The organism is Streptomyces griseicoloratus (assembly GCF_014534645.1).
Classification (GTDB): domain Bacteria; phylum Actinomycetota; class Actinomycetes; order Streptomycetales; family Streptomycetaceae; genus Streptomyces; species Streptomyces griseicoloratus.
The window spans coordinates 86,825-102,800 of sequence record NZ_JACVQF010000189.1 but is presented as its reverse complement, the minus strand read 5'-3'; the positions used below and the strand labels follow the sequence as shown (position 1 = coordinate 102,800).

Sequence of the window (15,976 nt, the reverse complement as noted above, 5' to 3'; positions counted from 1 at the left end):
CGTCGGCGGGCGGCCGCGGGCCGGTCAGGCGCTGTTACTCTCCTCCGGTCCGATCCGCCCGGCGGGCCCGAGGTCCACGGGTCCGACCCCGGCCCGCCGCGCCAGCGCCACGGCGGCGAGGGTGGAGTGGACGCCCAGCTTCCCCAGCACGTTCTGCATGTGGGTCCGCACGGTGTGCGGGGAGAGGTACAGCCGTTCGGCGACGGCCTTGCGCCCCAGCCCGGCGACCATGCACCGCAGCACCTCCCGCTCCCGCGGGGTCAGCGACTCGACCAGCCGCTCGCTCTCGGTGCGGTGCTTGCGGGCGGCCGTCAGCTCGCGCAGCACGCCCGTCAGCAGGGCCGGCGGCAGATGCGTCTCGTCGCGCAGCACGCCGCGGATGACGTTCAGCAGCCGGGACAGGGAACAGTCCTTGGCCACCCATCCCGAGGCACCCGCCTGCAGGGCCAGCGCCGCCCGCCGGGGGTCGTCCTTCTCGGCGAGGACGACGGTCCGCACCCCGGGCTGCGCCGACCGCACGCCCGCGACCAGCGAGATCCCGTCCACGAGGCCGTCCTCGTGGCCGTCGCGCACGGGCACGGCGGGCCGCACACCGGGCACGCTGCCGCCCAGGTCGGCGTCGACGAGCAGCACGTCGTACCGCCGCCCCTCGGCCGCGGCGCGGTCCAGGCAGCGCAGCGCCGCCGGTCCGCTGCCGGCCGCGGAGACGTCGACATCGGGCTCGGCGGCCAGGGCCGCGGCGAGCGACTCGGCGAAGATGCGGTGGTCGTCGACGACCAGGACTCGGATGCGAACCACGAAACCCCCTTCCCCAGGCTCCCAAGGAGCAGGGGATACCCATCGTCGGAAGACGACACCGGTGCGGGTACGACGCCCGAAACCCCCGTGCCCGGCTCTCGGCCCGGTACCCGGGGACGGGTCGCCGCAGCCGCTCGGCCGCCGCCGTGCAGTAACCGCTACCCCCGCCCCGGGCGCCGTACCCGGCTGTCTCGCCCCCTGATCGGCACCGGCCCCCACCGGTGCTGTCCATCAGGGTACGGCCGGGGGCCGGGAGCGGAAGGTTATTTGCAGAACTGACGGACCGGCACGTTTATGGTGAGCCGCATGTTTCGTCTTGTGACAGAAGTGGACAAGGCACGGCGCGATCTGCTGCGCACCCGCCTCCGGGAGACGAACACGGCCGCGTCCCCGGTCCTGCGTTCCCTGCGCGGCACCCCCCACGAACGCGAGTTCCCGTTGCACGTGTGGGTCCTGGACGAGACGGGCGATCTGGCCGGCGGGCTCGTCGGCCACACGTGGGCGACCTGGCTGCACGTGACCTACCTGTGGGTGGACGACCGGCACCGGGGCTCGGGCCTGGGCACGCATCTGCTCACCGCCGCCGAGCGCACGGCCCGGGACGAACGGGGCTGCGCGGCGGCCCGCGTGGAGACCTGGGACTTCCAGGCGCCGGGCTTCTACACGAAGCAGGGCTACGAGGTGGTGTGCGTGATCCCCGACTACCCGCCGGGGATCACGGAGTACACGCTGGTGAAACGACTGTTGGGCTGAGCGGTCGTACCTCTTCGGGCCGGCCGGGTTTCCTCAGGACCGGGCCGTGTCGAGCCGCGGGGGCGTCCACGCGTGGTGGCGCAGGACGGCGTGCTGGGCGATGCGGAACGGGGTCACCCTCATCGCGGCGTTGCGTACGGCGACGGCGAGCGGGTTGGTGAGCTGGTGCCCCATGCGGCCGGCCTGCCGGGCGGCGCGTGCTACGGCCTGGCTGCGGGGGCGGCGCTCGGCGTCGTAGCGGGCGAGGGCCGCCTCGGTCGTGGGCTCGGCGGCGAGCGCGGAGGCCAGGGCGACCGCGTCCTCCAGGGCCTGGCAGGCGCCCTGGCCGAGGTTCGGCGTCATGGCGTGGGCGGCGTCGCCGAGCAGGACGACGCGCCCGGCGGTGTAGGAGGGCAGGGGGACAGCGAGTTCGTTGACGTCGTGGTGCAGGACGTCCTCCGGCCGGGTCGCCTCCAGCAGGGCGGGGATGGGCTCGTGCCAGTCGCCGAACCGGCGGCGCACCGCGCCGAGGCTGTCCTCGTGCCGTACGCCCGGCGCGGTCCGCAGCACCGCGTGCCACTCGGCCCGCCCGTCGGCGAACGCGATGTGCCCGAACTCCGCGCCCCTGCCCCAGGTCAGCTCGAAGTCGGTGCGCAGGTCGACGGGGCGTTCGGTGATGGCGCGCAGCACCGTGGACCCGCTGTAGGCCGGCCCGGGATGGCCGGGGAAGAGGGAGGTGCGCAGGCGGCTGCCGACGCCGTCGGCGGCGACGACGAGGTCGGCGTCGAGGTGGTCGCCTCCCTTCAGGGCGACCCGTGGCCGCGCGGGATCGCCGCGGTCCACGGAGACCGCCTCGGCGCCGACGGCCAGTGACCCGGCCGGGAGGGCGTCGCGCAGTGCCCGGTGGAGCGCGGCGCGCGGGATGCCGACGATCGGCGTCCCCACCGCCCGCTCGACCCAGGCGCCGTCCATCCGCACCAGCCAGCGCCCGTCCGGGGTCCGCGTACCGCCGGTGTACTGGCCGCGGGAGGCCGCCCGCACGGCCGCGCCCACGCCCAGGGCGTCCAGCGCGTGGATGCCGTTGGCGGCGAGCGAGATCCCCGCGCCGGCGTCGGCGAGGACGGGTGCCCGCTCGACGACCGTCACGTCCCAGCCGACACGGCGCAGCCCTACGGCGGCGGCGAGCCCGCCGACACCCCCGCCGACCACGACAGCGTTGCGCCCCATGCCGCTTCCCCCTTCGGTCCAGCCGGTGTTTCTACAGCTGTAGAAAGATCAGGACGGGAGCGATCATAGGGCCCGAGTGGCAGGGGGGGTGCAGGGGGGTGACGGTCCGCGGAGGGGGCCCGGGTAGAAATGGGGGGTGGCTCCCGACCGACGCACCCTCCTCGCCGACGCCGCCCTCACCGTGCTCGCCGACGAGGGCATGCGCGGCCTGACCCATCGCGCCGTGGACCGCGCCGCGGATCTGCCCGACGGCACGACCTCGGCGTACTTCCGCACCCGGCGGGCGCTGCTCACCGCACTGGTCCGCCGTCTGGTCGAGCTGGACCAGACCGAGCTGCGCACGCTCGGCGAGGCGATGCCCGTGCCGCGCACCGCCCCGGAACTCACCGACCGCCTGAGCGAGTTCATCGAGCTGCGCCTGACCGGACCGGGCCGCCGCCGCACTCTGGCCCGTTACACCTGCGCGGTGGAGAGCCTCAACCACCCCGAGCTGCGGGAGATCCTGGCGCCCAGGGACAACGCCGCCCAGGCGACGGTGCGCGCCTTCCTGGCCGCCCGGGGCACCCCGGACGCGCCGGCGCGCACCCGGACGCTGCTGCACTGCGTGGACGGGCTGGTCTTCAACGCCCTGACGCAGGGCGGCGGTGTGCCGCGCGAGGACGTCGCCGGGCTGGTGGCCGGGGCGCTGCGGGGTGCCGCCACGCCCTGACCGGCGTCACCGCACCCGTCGCGCCCCCGCCGAGGGCACCGCCTCGAAGACCCGGGGCGCCGTGAAGCCGGCCGCCGCGAAGGCCTCCTCCACCGACTTGGTGATGGCCGGAACGTCGGATTCCTCGGCCAGCACGATCGCCGAGCCGCCGAAGCCGCCGCCCGTCATCCGGGCGCCCAGGGCGCCCGACGCCAGGGCCGTGTCCACGACCAGGTCCAGCTCCGGGCAGGAGATGCGGAAGTCGTCCCGCAGGGAGGCGTGGCCCTCGACCAGCACCGGCCCGATGGCGCGGGTGTCGCCCGACTCCAGCAGGGCGACGACCCGTTCGACGCGCTCGTCCTCCGTGACGACGTGACGCACGAGGCGGCGCACCTCCTCCTCGTCGCCCAGCCGCTCCAGCGCCGCGTCCAGGTCCGCGTACGGCACGTCCCGCAGGGCGTCCACGCCGAGCAGCGCCGCGCCCTTCTCGCAGCCCGCGCGGCGCTTGCCGTACTCACCCTCGCTGTGGGAGTGCTTGACCTGGGTGTCGACGACCAGCAGGCGCATGCCCTCGGCCGCGAGGTCGAAGGGGATCTGACGCTGGGACAGGTCACGGGTGTCGAGGAACAGGGCGTGGCCGGCCTCGCAGCAGGCGGCGGCCGTCTGGTCCATGATGCCGACGGGGGCGCCGACGTAGACGTTCTCCGCGCGCTGGCACAGGCGGGCCAGCTGCCAGCCGCGCAGGCCCAGCGAGAAGAGGTCGTTCAGGGCCAGGGCGATCACGACCTCCAGGGCCGCCGAGGACGACAGCCCCGCGCCCGACGGAACCGTCGAGGCGAGGTGGACGTCCGCGCCGGTCACCTCGTGACCGGCCTCGCGCAGCGCCCAGACCACGCCCGACGGGTACGCCGTCCAGGACCTGTCCGACTGCGGGGCCAGGTCCGCCACGCGCAGCTCCACGACGTCGGCGCCGATGTCCGCGGAGTGCAGGCGCAGGACGCCGTCCTCGCGCCGGGACACCGCCGCGACCGCGGTGTGCGGCAGGGCGAACGGCATGACGAAGCCGTCGTTGTAGTCGGTGTGTTCGCCGATGAGGTTCACCCTCCCCGGCGCCGCCCACACCCCTTCCGGCTCGGACCCGTACAACTGCGTGAACCGCTCGGCGACAGCCCCAGCGACAGCCTCGCTCATGCCCTGACCCCTGACTCTTCCGTACGTTCTACTTCGCGCGGTTCTGCGCGAACTCCCACGCGTCCGCGACGATCCCCGCGAGGTCCGCGCGGGACGGGTTCCAGCCAAGCTTCTCGCGGGCGGTGTCGGCGGAGGCCACCAGGACCGCCGGGTCGCCGCCCCGGCGCGGGGCGACCACTTCCGGGATCGGGTGGCCGGTGACCCGGCGGACCGTCTCGACGACCTCGCGGACGGAGAAGCCGTTGCCGTTGCCCAGGTTGCAGATGAGGTGCTCGCCCGGGGCCGCCGCGTCCAGGGCCAGCAGATGGGCCTCGGCCAGGTCGGCGACGTGGATGTAGTCGCGGACGCAGGTGCCGTCCGGGGTCGGGTAGTCGTCGCCGAAGACGGAGATGGCGTCCCGCCTGCCCTGCGCGACCTGGAGCACCAGCGGGATCAGGTGCGACTCGGGGTCGTGGCGCTCGCCGTACTCCCCGTAGGCACCGGCCACGTTGAAGTAGCGCAGGGACACGGCACCCAGCCCGTGGGCCGCCGCCTCACCGCTGATCATGTGGTCGACGGCGAGCTTGGAGGCGCCGTAGGGGTTGGTCGGGGCGGTCGGCGCCGACTCGACGATCGGGACCTGCTCGGGCTCCCCGTAGGTCGCCGCCGTGGAGGAGAACACGAGCTTGCGCACGCCCGCCGAGCGCATGGCCTGAAGCAGGGCCATGGTGCCGCCGACGTTGTTGTCCCAGTACTTCTCGGGCTTGACGACCGACTCGCCGACCTGCGAGAACGCGGCGAAGTGCAGCACCGCGTCGTACGAGGAGTCCAGCCATTTGGCGGCGTCGCGGATGTCGCCCTCGATGAAGGAAGCACCGGCCGGCACCCCCTCGCGGAAGCCCGTCGAGAGGTTGTCGAGGACGACGACCTCGTGGCCGGCCTCCAGCAGGTGCTGGGCCACCACGCTGCCGACATAGCCCGCGCCGCCGGTGACCAGGTACTTCCCACTCATGAACTCGCTACCTCTCGCAGTCGCTCGGCCGCGCGCTCCGGCGGCACGTCGTTGATGAACACGTTCATGCCGGACTCGGAACCCGCGAGGAACTTCAGCTTGCCTGACGTACGGCGAATGGTGAAAAGCTCGAGGTGGAGCGCGAAGTCGTCGCGGGTGACTCCGTCGAACTCCTCCAGCGCACCGAACGGCGCCTGGTGCCAGGCCGCGATGTACGGCGTCGGAGGCTCACCTTCACCGAAGATCCGGTCGAAGCGCCTCAAGAGTTCCAGATAGACCTTGGGGAACTCTGTGCGGGCCGCCTCGTCGAGTCCGAGCAGATCGGGCACGCGCCGCTTGGGGTAGAGGTGCACCTCGTACGGCCAGTGGGCGGCGTACGGCACGAAGGCGGCCCAGTGTTCACCCTCCAGGACGACCCGCTCGCCGGCCAGTTCCCGCTCCAGGACGGCGTCGAACAGGTTCTCCCCGCCGGTCGCCTCTTTGTGTGCGGCCACTTGGCGCAGCATCAGCGCGGTGCGCGGCGTGGTGAAGGGGTAGGCGTAGATCTGCCCGTGCGGATGACCGAGCGTCACGCCGATCTCGGGGCCGCGGTTCTCGAAGCAGAACACCTGTTCAACGGAGGGCAGATGCGACAGCTCCGACGTGCGGTCCGTCCAGGCGTCCAGCACCAGGCGGGCCTGCTCCTCGCCGAGGTCGGCGAAGGAGGCGGTGTGGTCGGGGGTGAAGCAGACGACCTCGCAGCGGCCGGAGTCGCCGGCCAGCGAGGGGAAACGATTCTCGAAGACCACCACGTCGTACGAGGAGTCCGGGATCTCGCTCAGCCGGTCGCCCTGCGAGGGGCACAGGGGGCACTCGTCGGCGGGCGGGTGGTAGGTGCGGCCCTGGCGGTGGGAGGCGACGGCGACCGAGTCGCCGAGCAGGGGGTCGCGGCGGATCTCGGAGGTGGTGACGGTCCGCTCCAGCGGCCGGCGGTCCACGGCGTCCCGCACGGTGCCGTCGCTCAGGTCGTAGTAGATGAGCTCGCGACCGTCGGCCAGCCGGGTCGAGGTCTTCTTCACTGCCGCACTCCTCTGCACCCAAGTCACTCAACACAATCAAACATAACACATCACAACCGACCAGCCCGCGGCGCATCACAATCAAACAAAGAACATCACCAAAACTGTTCAAATCCTGAACGCGGAGGCGTAGGTTCCGCTCCGGATCAGTTCGCGCAACGAAGCGAGTGCTCATGCAAACCCCCACATACCTAGCCGCGGAGCTTCGACTCCCCACCAACTGGCTCGACTACGTGATCCTCGGGATCTACTTCGTCGTGGTCCTGGGCATCGGCTTCGCCGCACGCCGTTCGGTCAAGACCAGCCTGGACTTCTTCCTGTCCGGCCGCTCCCTGCCCGCCTGGGTGACCGGTCTGGCCTTCATCGCCGCCAACCTGGGCGCCACCGAGATCCTGGGCATGGCCGCCAACAGCGCGCAGTACGGCGTCTACACGACCCACTGGTACTGGATCGGCGCCATCCCGGCGATGGTCTTCCTCGGCCTGGTGATGATGCCGTTCTACTACGGCTCACGGGTCCGCTCGGTCCCCGAGTTCCTCCTGCTCCGCTTCGACAAAGCGGCCCATCTGCTCAGTTCGATCCTGTTCGCCTTCGCCGCCATCCTGATCGCCGGCGTGAACCTCTACGCGCTCGCGATCGTCGTCGAGGCCCTGCTCGGCTGGCCGGAGTGGGTGGCCATCGTGGTCGCCGGCTTCTTCGTCCTGGCCTACATCACCCTCGGCGGCCTGTCCTCGGCGATCTACAACGAGGTCCTGCAGTTCTTCGTGATCCTGGCGGCCCTCATCCCGATCACCGTCCTGGGCCTGAAGAAGGTCGGCGGCTGGGGCGGCCTGTCGGACTCCCTCACCGAGACCCACGGCGCCGACTTCATGACGTCATGGGGCGGCACCGGCATCGGCAGCGACAACCCCCTCGGCGCCAACTGGCTCACGATCGTCCTCGGCCTCGGCTTCGTCCTCTCCTTCGGCTACTGGACGACCAACTTCGCCGAGGTGCAGCGCGCCCTGTCCGCGAAGAACCTCTCGGCGGCCCAGCGCACCCCGCTCATCGCCGCGTTCCCGAAGATCTTCATCGTCTTCCTGGTGATGATCCCGGGCCTGGTCGCCGCCGTCCTCGTACCGAAGATCGGCACCCCCGGCTCGGACCTGCAGTACAACGACGCCATCCCCTACCTCATGCAGCAGCTGCTGCCCAACGGTGTGCTCGGCATCGCGGTGACGGGCCTGCTGGCCGCCTTCATGGCGGGCATGGCGGCGAACGTGTCGTCCTTCAACACGGTCTTCACCAACGACATCTGGGCGAAGTACGTGGTAAAGGGCCGCGAGGACGGCTACTACGTGAGGTTCGGCCGCCTGATCACCGCGATCGGCGTCCTCGCCTCCATCGGGACGGCGTTCCTGGCGTCGTCCTTCTCGAACATCATGAGCTACCTCCAGACGCTGTTCTCCTTCTTCAACGTGCCGATGTTCGTGGTCTTCATCATCGGCATGTTCTGGAAGCGGGCGTCCATGAAGTCCGGCTTCTGGGGCCTGGTCGCGGGCACCACCGCCGCGATGGTCAACTACTTCGTCATCTACAAGCAGGGCCTCATCGACATCCCCTCCGACCAGGGCGCCAACTTCGTCTCGGCGATCGCGGGCTTCGTGGCCGGCGCGGTGGTCATGGTCGCCGTGTCCCTGTTCACCAAGCCCAAGCCGGCCGACGAACTCCAGGGCCTGGTCTACGGCACCGTCTCCCCCGGCATGGCCGAGCCGCCCGCCGCGGGCGACGACGCGTGGTACCGCAAGCCGGCGCTGCTGGGCTGGGGTGCGGTCGTGCTGGCCGCCGTCTGCTACATCCCGTTCTCGTTCTGATCGCGGGAGGATTGAGAGAGCATGTCCGATTCCTACTCCGACAAGGACGTCCAGCGGGAGGTCTCCGAGCTGGAGACCAAGTCCGCCACGGCCGCGCGTCTGTTCGACATCCGACGGATCATCGGTGGGCTGTTCGTGGTCTACGGCGTCATCGTGACGATCGCGGGCTTCGTGGCGTCCGACGACGACATCGACAAGGCACAGGGGGTGAACATCAACCTGTGGACCGGGCTGGGAATGCTGCTGCTGGGGTTGTTCTTCCTGGCCTGGCTGAAACTGCGCCCGACGGCTCCGCCGCCACCGCCGGTGGACGAGCCGCACGAGTGACGGTCGCCTGACCGGCGCGGGTGCGGGCCGGGCGCCAACAGGTTGCCGTCCCGGTCACACGGCGCGGCACCCGGCGTCGGCGCGGGCCGGGGGTGGGTCGCGCGGCCCGGCGCTACCGGGGTGCCGCTGCGCCCACCCGTGCCGCCCCAGCGGCACGACTGCCCGCAGCTACGACGGCGCGGTCGCCCGCGCCTGTACGGACTCGCAGTCGCCTACGGCGGGAAGGGGACGTGTCGGGGGGTGTCCGCCCGCAGCGGTTGGCGCGTCAACGCCAGCCAGCTGGTCACCAACCGATTCCGCGCCGTTCCGAGGACGGACACCCCCCGGCGCGGCCCCGACCCACAACCGAACAGACCGCGCTACGCGCACCCCCACCGAAGAAGCACAGGCCGCCGCAGGCACCCGCAGGTGTCACGGCTCAACCGCCGGTGGCACCCCCGCGCCCGCCCGCTCCAGCAACCCCGTCCGAGCCGCCAGCGCAGCCGCCTCCAGCCGGGACCCGACCCCCAGCTTCATCAGCACCCGCTGCACATGCGTCCGGGCCGTGGACGGCGCGATGCCCATGCCCGCCGCGATCAGCCGGGTGTCCTCGCCGTCGGCCACCCGCACCAGCACCTCCACCTCCCTCGGCGTGAGCATCTGCATCAGCCGCTGCCCCTCGTCATCGGGCTGCGCAGCCGGATTCAGCAGCTCACCGAAGGCCCCCTGCAACAACGCCGGCGCCACCGCCGCCTCCCCCGCCCGCGCCTTCATGATCGCCCGCTCGACACCCTCTATGCGCTCGTCGTGCCGGACATACCCCGAGGCCCCCGCCGCAAAGGCCGCCGCGATACCGCGCGGACTCGGCACCGGCCCCAGCACCAGCACCGCCACCTGCGGCCGCTCCCGCTTGATCCGCACCACCGGGTCGAAGATCCCCGCCTCGGCCGGCGTCGCCGTGCCCAGCAGACACACCTCCGGCGCCCTGCTGATCACCAGCTCCGCCGCGCCCGCGGCGGGCGCCGTCGCGGCCAGCACCCGGTGTCCCCGCAACTTCAGTGCCGAGGCCAGCGCCTCGGCGAGCAATCGGTGGTCGTCGACCACCATGAGCCGCACTCCCATCGAGCAACCCCCCAGTCACCCCGGTACCCCCGGCACGGACAGCGGCAGCCCCCTCCCGACTCCCCCCACCCGCCCTTCATTCCCCGGGAAGTTACACGCTTGTTCGACATTGCGCTGCCCCTACCGGTGATAACTGCCCCGGATCGCCGAAGTTCCTCGCAATACGGCCCCGTCCCTGCCGGGGACGGGGCCGTGAACGCCGCGGGACTCGAACAGAACCGATCAGCCGCTCGTACCGAACGCGACCGCCAGGTACTCCTTCTCGTCGGCGCTGCTCAGCTCACTCGCGTACACCTGCGACATGTACAGGTGCCCCTGCGAGTACAGGATCTCGGCGTACTCCGGCAGCATGCTGGTCTCCACGTCCCGGACCGTCTCGGTCGCCGGGTTCTCCAGCAGCGTCGTCTGCTTGAACGACCCGCCGTCGATGCTCACGATCTGGCCGCCCTTGTCGTACGGCGGCCGCTTGTACGCCAGCACGTTGCTGCCGTCCATGCGCAGCGGAGTGATCGTGTAGCCGTCGCCGGCGTCGGCCCGCTGCCCGGTCTGCTTGCCGGTGGCGAGGTCGAACGCGACGACCTCGTTGGTCCGGCTGTAGCCCTCGCCGCCGCCCTCGTGCTCCTCGGTCGGGATGTACAGCCGGTCGCCGCCGACCGCGAGCCCCGAGCACTGCTCGATCTTCGTGATCGTGTCGCAGCGGGCCGCGAACTGCTCGCCCGGCGCCGAGATGCGGGTGCGCAGCTCGCCGGTCTTGTTGTCGATGGAGAAGAAGTCCGAGATGCCGCTGCCGTCACCGGCGGAGTCGCCGACGTCGGCGGCCACGACCAGCGGGTTGGTCGACACGATGCCGGCGTACTCGATGCCCTTGGCCATCTTGTACTCCGAGATCACCTTCCCGCTCTTCGGGTCGATGGTCTGGATGTGCAGCTCACGCGCGTCGTACGAACCGCACTTGCGGACCGCGACGAGCTTCTCGCCGCCGCCGTAGCCCGCGTCGTAGCAGGAGTCGGTCGTCTTCGGGGACCACAGGACGTTGCCCTTGGCGACGTCCCAGGCCACACCGCCGCTGGTGCTGCCGGCGGCGACGGTGCCCCCGCTGATCGTGACGTTGTCGAAGGAGATCAGCTGGTCACCGGACTTGCCGGTCTTCGTCCACACCTTCTTGCCCGCGTCGAGGTCGATCAGCGCGACCTGGCTGCAGCCGTGCGAGGGCTCGGCCTTGGTCGGCATGTCGGGCTGGTAGACGACGACGGCCTTGTCGTCCTCGGTGACGTGCTTGCTCGCGGTGCACACCGGGCCGTCCAGCTTGATCGTCCACAGCTTGCTGCCCTTGTCGGGGTCGTAGCCGACGATCTCGGCGATGCCGCTCTTGGCGTACACCTTGTCGGTGAGCCAGGAGCCGGAGACGACGACACTGCTGTCGTCCTTGCTCACCGGCGGTGACGGGACCTGGAAGAGGACCTTGGCGGAGGGGTCGGCGGGAACCTTCTCCTCGCCGCCGGACGACGTGCCGCCGGTGCCGCCCTTGTCGTCCTTGCCGCCCTTGCCACCGGTGCCGCCGCTGGAGCTCGCGGTGTCGTCCTTGCCGCCGTCGTCACCGGAGGAGGCGTACCAGACACCGCCGCCGATGATGAGCGCGATCGCCACGACGGCCGCCACGATGATCGCCACCTGCGCGTTGATCTTGCGCCCGCCACCGCCGGACCCGCCCGACTGGGCCTGCATCGGCACGGTGGCCTGCGGATAGCCGTACCCGGGCTGTCCGGGCTGTCCGGGCTGGCCGTACGGGGGCGTCGCCGGCTGGCCGTAGGGCCCCGGCTGCTGCGGCTGCCCGTAGGGACCGGGCGGCTGCTGGCCGGGGTAGCCGTACCCCGGCTGGGGCGGCTGCGGAGCCTGCGGGTAGCCGTACCCGGGCTGCGGCGCACCGGCCGGCGGGGCCGGCGGCGCCTGCGGAGCCGGAGGCGTCTGGGGTGCCTGCGGTGGCTGCGGCGCCTGGGGGTAGCCGTACCCCGGCTGCGGGGACTTGCCCAGGTTCGGCCCGCCCTCGCCGGGCGCGGGCTGGGGCGGGGTCGGCGGGCCGAACCCTCCCCCCTGCGGCGGCTGGTTGGGCGGCGGGGGCGGCGGCTGGGTCATGACGTGAGTACCTCGAAGAGCGGAGACGACGAATGCGACGGGGACGACCGGACGGAGAAGATCACTTGCCGTAGGCGAGCATCAACTTCTCCTTCGTGTCGTCGTTGCCGGTCAGGCGGGTGGTGGAGATGTAGAAGCGCCCGTCGACCCAGTCGATCGCCTTGGAGTAGAAGCCGTTCTCGATGTCCGCGGCGCCCTGCGGGTTCTGCAGCAGCTTGGCCGGCCGGTGGCTGCTGCCGCCCGTCGGGATCGACACGACCTGGCCGCCGGCGTCGTACGACGGCTGCACGTACGCGATGAGCTGGTCGCCCTCGACCTTCATCGGCATCATCGACTCCGCCGCCGGGGACTTCACCCGCCACTTCTCCTTGCCGTTGGCGAGGTTGACCGCGACGATCTCGTTGGCGCCGGTGGTCGCCTCGGTCGGCAGGTAGAGCGTGTCGCCGGCGACGGCGACGCCCGAGCAGCCCTGAAGGTCGCGTTCGAGGATGGCCCAGCCGCACTCGGGGGCGAAGTCCTCGTCGAAGGCGACCTGCGAGCGGAACTTGCCGCCGGCGGTGAAGGTGGAGATGTTCCAGGCCTTCTTGTCCTCGTTGGTGCTGTAGACGACGACGGGGTCGACGGAGTAGGTCCTCGCGACCCGCCAGCCCTTGTCGAACTTCTGGGTCCACAGGACCTTGCCGGTCCTGGGGTCGAGCCCCTGCACCTCGTCGTGCTCGTTGTTGCCGCCGGCGCCGCAGGAGGCGACCTGGAGCAGCCCCTTGCCGCCGGCGAACCCGGCCGGGAAGCAGGCGTCGCCGTACCGCTTCTTGTCGTACAGCTTCTTGCCGCTGGTGACGTCGTAGGCCGTGCCGGACTGGGAGCGGCCGACCATGAGCGTGGTGCCGCTGACGGTCAGTTCGATGGAGAGGGTGGAGTCGAACAGCTCGCCGTCCTCGACCTTCTGCGTCCAGCCCTTCGCGCCGGTGTCGAGGTCGATCTCCTGGAGCTGGTTGCACTCGGCGCGGTCGCTGAAGCCGCTCATGTAGGCGACGACGATCTTGTCGTCGGCGGTCTTCTCCGGGGTGACCGCGCAGATCTTCTGCGGGAAGGCGATGGGGTCCCAGGCGGGCTTGCCGTCGGCGACGCCGTAGGCGAAGAGCTGCTTGTACGCCGCCTTCACCGCGGTCTTGCCGGTGATCCACATGCCGGGGGCGTCGGCGCCGGAACCGGGCGCGTCGGGCGCCTCCTTGTACCAGAGCACCTTGGACTCGCCCGCCTGGCGGCCCTCGTTGAGGTCGTCGGGGTCCTCGCCGCCGTCGCCGCTGCCGTCACCGGGGTTGACCGGGGCGCCGGAGACGGAGGGCTTGGCGTCGTCGCTCTTCCCGGCGACCGGCTTCTTGTTCTTGCCGTCGTCGCCGCCGGTGACCGCCCACACGCTGCCGCCGATGACGAGCAGCGCCGCCACCGCGGCGCCGACGGCGAGGGCGGGCTTGCCCTTGAAGGGGTTGCGGGACCCGGAGCCGCCGGGCGGCGGGGTGCCGGGGCCGCCGGGGAACTGGGGCTGCGGGTAGCCGTAGCCGGGCTGCTGACCGTACGGGCCCGGCTGCTGGGGCTGGGCGTACGGGCCGGAGTTGTACGGTCCCGGCTGTGCGTACGGCCCCGGCGGCTGCTGCGGATAGCCGTACCCCGGCTGCGGCGCGCCGGACGGCGGGGTCTGCGGCGGGCCCTGCGGGGGCGGCGGGGTCTGCGGGGCTCCGAAGCCACCGCCCGGCGGTGGATCCTGCGGTGCTCCGAAGCCACCGGGCTGCGGCGGCTGGTTGGGCGGCTGAGTCATCAGCGCGTTCCCCCTTACTCACTGATTTTTAGCCACGCCCTGAGGTACGCGCTGGTCTCAGAGTCGTCCTCAGGCAGTCACTCAGACAGTTCTCAGACGGCCCTTTGTATCACCCGTGGCCGACATGGCACCGGGCCGCATCCGCCCCTGTTCCCAAGGGAGGACCGGCCCGTGATGCCACTGTTACGCGCCTTCACGCCCCCTTCACGCGACGCGCGCCCCGCGCTCGCAGGGGTCAGGCGTCCTCCGCGAGTTCCAGCCAGCGCATCTCCAGTTCCTCGCGCTGCCCGGTCAGCTCCCGCAGTTCGGCGTCCAGTTCCGCCACCTTCGCGAAGTCGGTGGCGTTCTCGGCGATCTGTGCGTGCAGCTTGGTCTCCTTCTCGGAGATCTTGTCCAACTGCCGTTCGATCTTCTGGAGTTCCTTCTTGGCGGCCCGCTGGTCGGCGGCGCTCTTCTCGGTCGCCTCCGCGGCCGGCCTGGCCGCCGGGACGTTCGCCGCCGCGGCCTCCTCCATCTTCCGGCGCCGCTCCAGGTACTCGTCGATGCCGCGCGGCAGCATCCGCAGCGTGCCGTCGCCGAGCAGGGCGAACACCCGGTCGGTGGTCCGCTCGATGAAGAACCGGTCGTGGGAGATGACGATCATCGAGCCGGGCCAGCCGTCGAGCAGGTCCTCCAGCTGGGTCAGGGTCTCGATGTCGAGGTCGTTGGTGGGCTCGTCGAGGAAGAGGACGTTGGGCTCGTCCATCAGCAGCCGCAGGAGCTGCAGCCGGCGGCGCTCACCGCCCGACAGGTCCCCGACCGGCGTCCACTGCTTCTCCTTGCCGAAGCCGAACGTCTCGCACAGCTGCCCGGCGGTCATCTCGCGGCCCTTGCCGAGGTCGACGCGCTCCCGGACCCGCTGCACGGCCTCCAGCACCCGCCAGTCGGGGTCGAGTTCGGCGACCTCCTGGGACAGGTAGGCCAGCTTGACGGTCCTGCCGACGCGCACGTGCCCGCCGGCCGGCTGCCGCTCGCCCTCGCTGTACGCGGCCTCGGCGAGGGCGCGCAGCAGGGAGGTCTTGCCGGCGCCGTTGACACCGACGAGGCCGATGCGGTCGCCCGGCCCGAGCTGCCAGGTGACGTGCTTGAGCAGCACCTTGGGACCGGCCTGGATGCTCACGTCCTCCAGGTCGAACACGGTCTTGCCGAGCCGCGAGGAGGCGAACTTCATCAGCTCGCTGCTGTCCCGGGGCGGGGGCACGTCCGCGATCAGCTCGTTGGCGGCCTCGACCCGGAAGCGCGGCTTGGAGGTGCGGGCGGGCGCGCCGCGCCGCAGCCAGGCCAGCTCCTTGCGGATCAGGTTCTGCCGCTTGGCCTCCTCGCTGGCGGCGATGCGCTCGCGCTCGGCGCGGGCGAAGACGTAGTCGGAGTAGCCGCCCTCGTACTCGTGGACGTCACCGCGCTGCACGTCCCACATGCGGGTGCAGACCTGGTCGAGGAACCAGCGGTCGTGGGTGACGCAGACCAGCGCGGAGCGGCGCTCGCGCAGGTGCCGGGCGAGCCAGGCGATGCCCTCGACGTCGAGGTGGTTGGTCGGCTCGTCGAGGACGATCAGGTCCTGCTCGTCGATGAGCAGCTTGGCGAGCGCGATGCGGCGCCGCTCGCCGCCGGAGAGCGGTCCGATGACGGTGTCGAGGCCCTGCGGGAACCCGGGCAGGTCCAGCCCGCCGAACAGTCCGGTCAGCACGTCCCGGATCTTGGCGTTGCCCGCCCACTCGTGGTCGGCCATGTCCCGGATGACCTCGTGGCGGACGGTGGCCCCGGGGTCGAGGGAGTCGTGCTGGGTGAGCACGCCGAGCCGCAGCCCGCCGGAGTGGGTGACCCGGCCGGTGTCGGCCTCCTCCAGCTTGGCGAGCATCCGGATCAGCGTGGTCTTGCCGTCGCCGTTCCGCCCGACGACGCCGATCCGGTCCCCTTCGGAGACGCCGAGCGACACGCCGTCGAGGAGGGCACGGGTGCCGTACACCTTGCTGACGTTCTCGACATTGACCAGGTTGACGGCCATTTCTCTCCTGCCTGGGG

The 15,976-nt window shown here is 71.5% G+C and carries 13 protein-coding genes; 4 read left to right on the top strand and 9 right to left on the bottom strand.

Annotated elements, in window-relative coordinates:
• Positions 1-24: 24 nt before the first annotated feature.
• Positions 25-798 (bottom strand): LuxR C-terminal-related transcriptional regulator, encoded by a 774-nt coding sequence (locus tag H0H10_RS15780; RefSeq protein ID WP_188181584.1) that lies wholly within the window; start codon positions 796-798, stop codon positions 25-27.
• 294 nt (positions 799-1,092) lie between these two features.
• On the opposite strand from H0H10_RS15780, the gene H0H10_RS15775 reads away from it, so the two are divergent.
• Entirely contained in the window at positions 1,093-1,551 is a 459-nt protein-coding gene (locus H0H10_RS15775) for a GNAT family N-acetyltransferase (protein ID WP_188181583.1), read from the top strand.
• A 33-nt stretch (positions 1,552-1,584) separates the two neighbouring features.
• On the opposite strand, the gene H0H10_RS15770 is transcribed toward H0H10_RS15775, so the two are convergent.
• On the bottom strand, positions 1,585-2,757 hold the full coding sequence (locus H0H10_RS15770) for an FAD-dependent monooxygenase (protein ID WP_188181582.1): 1,173 nt from the start codon (positions 2,755-2,757) through the stop codon (positions 1,585-1,587).
• Positions 2,758-2,893: 136 nt separating this feature from the next.
• On the opposite strand from H0H10_RS15770, the gene H0H10_RS15765 reads away from it, so the two are divergent.
• Positions 2,894-3,466, top strand: coding sequence for a TetR/AcrR family transcriptional regulator (locus H0H10_RS15765; RefSeq protein ID WP_188181581.1), 573 nt, complete (start codon positions 2,894-2,896; stop codon positions 3,464-3,466).
• Positions 3,467-3,472: 6 nt separating this feature from the next.
• On the opposite strand, the gene galK is transcribed toward H0H10_RS15765, so the two are convergent.
• Genes galK through galT form a run of 3 tightly spaced genes read right to left on the bottom strand, consistent with a single transcriptional unit; the run spans position 3,473 to position 6,685 of the window.
• On the bottom strand, positions 3,473-4,636 hold the full coding sequence (gene galK, locus H0H10_RS15760; protein ID WP_188181580.1) for a galactokinase: 1,164 nt from the start codon (positions 4,634-4,636) through the stop codon (positions 3,473-3,475).
• A 28-nt stretch (positions 4,637-4,664) separates the two neighbouring features.
• Complete coding sequence (gene galE / locus H0H10_RS15755) at positions 4,665-5,627, bottom strand: UDP-glucose 4-epimerase GalE (RefSeq protein WP_188181579.1); 963 nt, start codon at positions 5,625-5,627, stop codon at positions 4,665-4,667.
• Positions 5,624-6,685, bottom strand: coding sequence for a galactose-1-phosphate uridylyltransferase (gene galT / locus H0H10_RS15750; protein ID WP_188181578.1), 1,062 nt, complete (start codon positions 6,683-6,685; stop codon positions 5,624-5,626). The genes galE and galT overlap by 4 nt, the downstream gene beginning before the upstream one ends.
• Before the next feature lie 173 nt (positions 6,686-6,858).
• On the opposite strand from galT, the gene H0H10_RS15745 reads away from it, so the two are divergent.
• Both H0H10_RS15745 and H0H10_RS15740 read left to right on the top strand, forming a co-directional pair.
• Positions 6,859-8,538, top strand: a complete 1,680-nt coding sequence (locus H0H10_RS15745) for a sodium:solute symporter family protein (RefSeq protein WP_188181577.1) — start codon at positions 6,859-6,861, stop codon at positions 8,536-8,538.
• Between the two features lie 21 nt (positions 8,539-8,559).
• Positions 8,560-8,865 carry a hypothetical protein gene (locus H0H10_RS15740; RefSeq protein ID WP_188181576.1) on the top strand — a complete coding sequence of 102 codons (306 nt, stop codon included), beginning with the start codon at positions 8,560-8,562 and terminating at the stop codon, positions 8,863-8,865.
• A gap of 411 nt (positions 8,866-9,276) precedes the next feature.
• Here H0H10_RS15740 and H0H10_RS15735 read toward each other — a convergent pair whose 3' ends face one another.
• The 4 genes from H0H10_RS15735 to H0H10_RS15720 form a co-directional block, all read right to left on the bottom strand.
• Positions 9,277-9,966, bottom strand: coding sequence for a response regulator transcription factor (locus H0H10_RS15735; RefSeq protein WP_188181575.1), 690 nt, complete (start codon positions 9,964-9,966; stop codon positions 9,277-9,279).
• A 222-nt stretch (positions 9,967-10,188) separates the two neighbouring features.
• Positions 10,189-12,099, bottom strand: coding sequence for an outer membrane protein assembly factor BamB family protein (locus H0H10_RS15730; RefSeq protein WP_188181574.1), 1,911 nt, complete (start codon positions 12,097-12,099; stop codon positions 10,189-10,191).
• A 61-nt stretch (positions 12,100-12,160) separates the two neighbouring features.
• On the bottom strand, positions 12,161-13,915 hold the full coding sequence (locus tag H0H10_RS15725) for an outer membrane protein assembly factor BamB family protein (RefSeq protein ID WP_188181573.1): 1,755 nt from the start codon (positions 13,913-13,915) through the stop codon (positions 12,161-12,163).
• A gap of 235 nt (positions 13,916-14,150) precedes the next feature.
• Entirely contained in the window at positions 14,151-15,959 is a 1,809-nt protein-coding gene (locus H0H10_RS15720) for an ABC-F family ATP-binding cassette domain-containing protein (RefSeq protein ID WP_188181572.1), read from the bottom strand.
• Positions 15,960-15,976 lie beyond the last annotated feature (17 nt).

Excerpts from the sequence above, each read along its gene's own strand:
- H0H10_RS15775 (WP_188181583.1), top strand. The coding sequence starts at position 1,093 with ATGGTGAGCCGCATGTTTCGTCTTGTGACAGAAGTGGACAAGGCACGG.
- H0H10_RS15770 (WP_188181582.1), bottom strand. The coding sequence starts at position 2,757 with ATGGGGCGCAACGCTGTCGTGGTCGGCGGGGGTGTCGGCGGGCTCGCC.
- galK (WP_188181580.1), bottom strand. The coding sequence starts at position 4,636 with ATGAGCGAGGCTGTCGCTGGGGCTGTCGCCGAGCGGTTCACGCAGTTG.
- galE (WP_188181579.1), bottom strand. The coding sequence starts at position 5,627 with ATGAGTGGGAAGTACCTGGTCACCGGCGGCGCGGGCTATGTCGGCAGC.
- H0H10_RS15745 (WP_188181577.1), top strand. The coding sequence starts at position 6,859 with ATGCAAACCCCCACATACCTAGCCGCGGAGCTTCGACTCCCCACCAAC.
- H0H10_RS15740 (WP_188181576.1), top strand. The coding sequence starts at position 8,560 with ATGTCCGATTCCTACTCCGACAAGGACGTCCAGCGGGAGGTCTCCGAG.
- H0H10_RS15735 (WP_188181575.1), bottom strand. The coding sequence starts at position 9,966 with ATGGGAGTGCGGCTCATGGTGGTCGACGACCACCGATTGCTCGCCGAG.
- H0H10_RS15730 (WP_188181574.1), bottom strand. The coding sequence starts at position 12,099 with ATGACCCAGCCGCCGCCCCCGCCGCCCAACCAGCCGCCGCAGGGGGGA.
- H0H10_RS15725 (WP_188181573.1), bottom strand. The coding sequence starts at position 13,915 with ATGACTCAGCCGCCCAACCAGCCGCCGCAGCCCGGTGGCTTCGGAGCA.
- H0H10_RS15720 (WP_188181572.1), bottom strand. The coding sequence starts at position 15,959 with ATGGCCGTCAACCTGGTCAATGTCGAGAACGTCAGCAAGGTGTACGGC.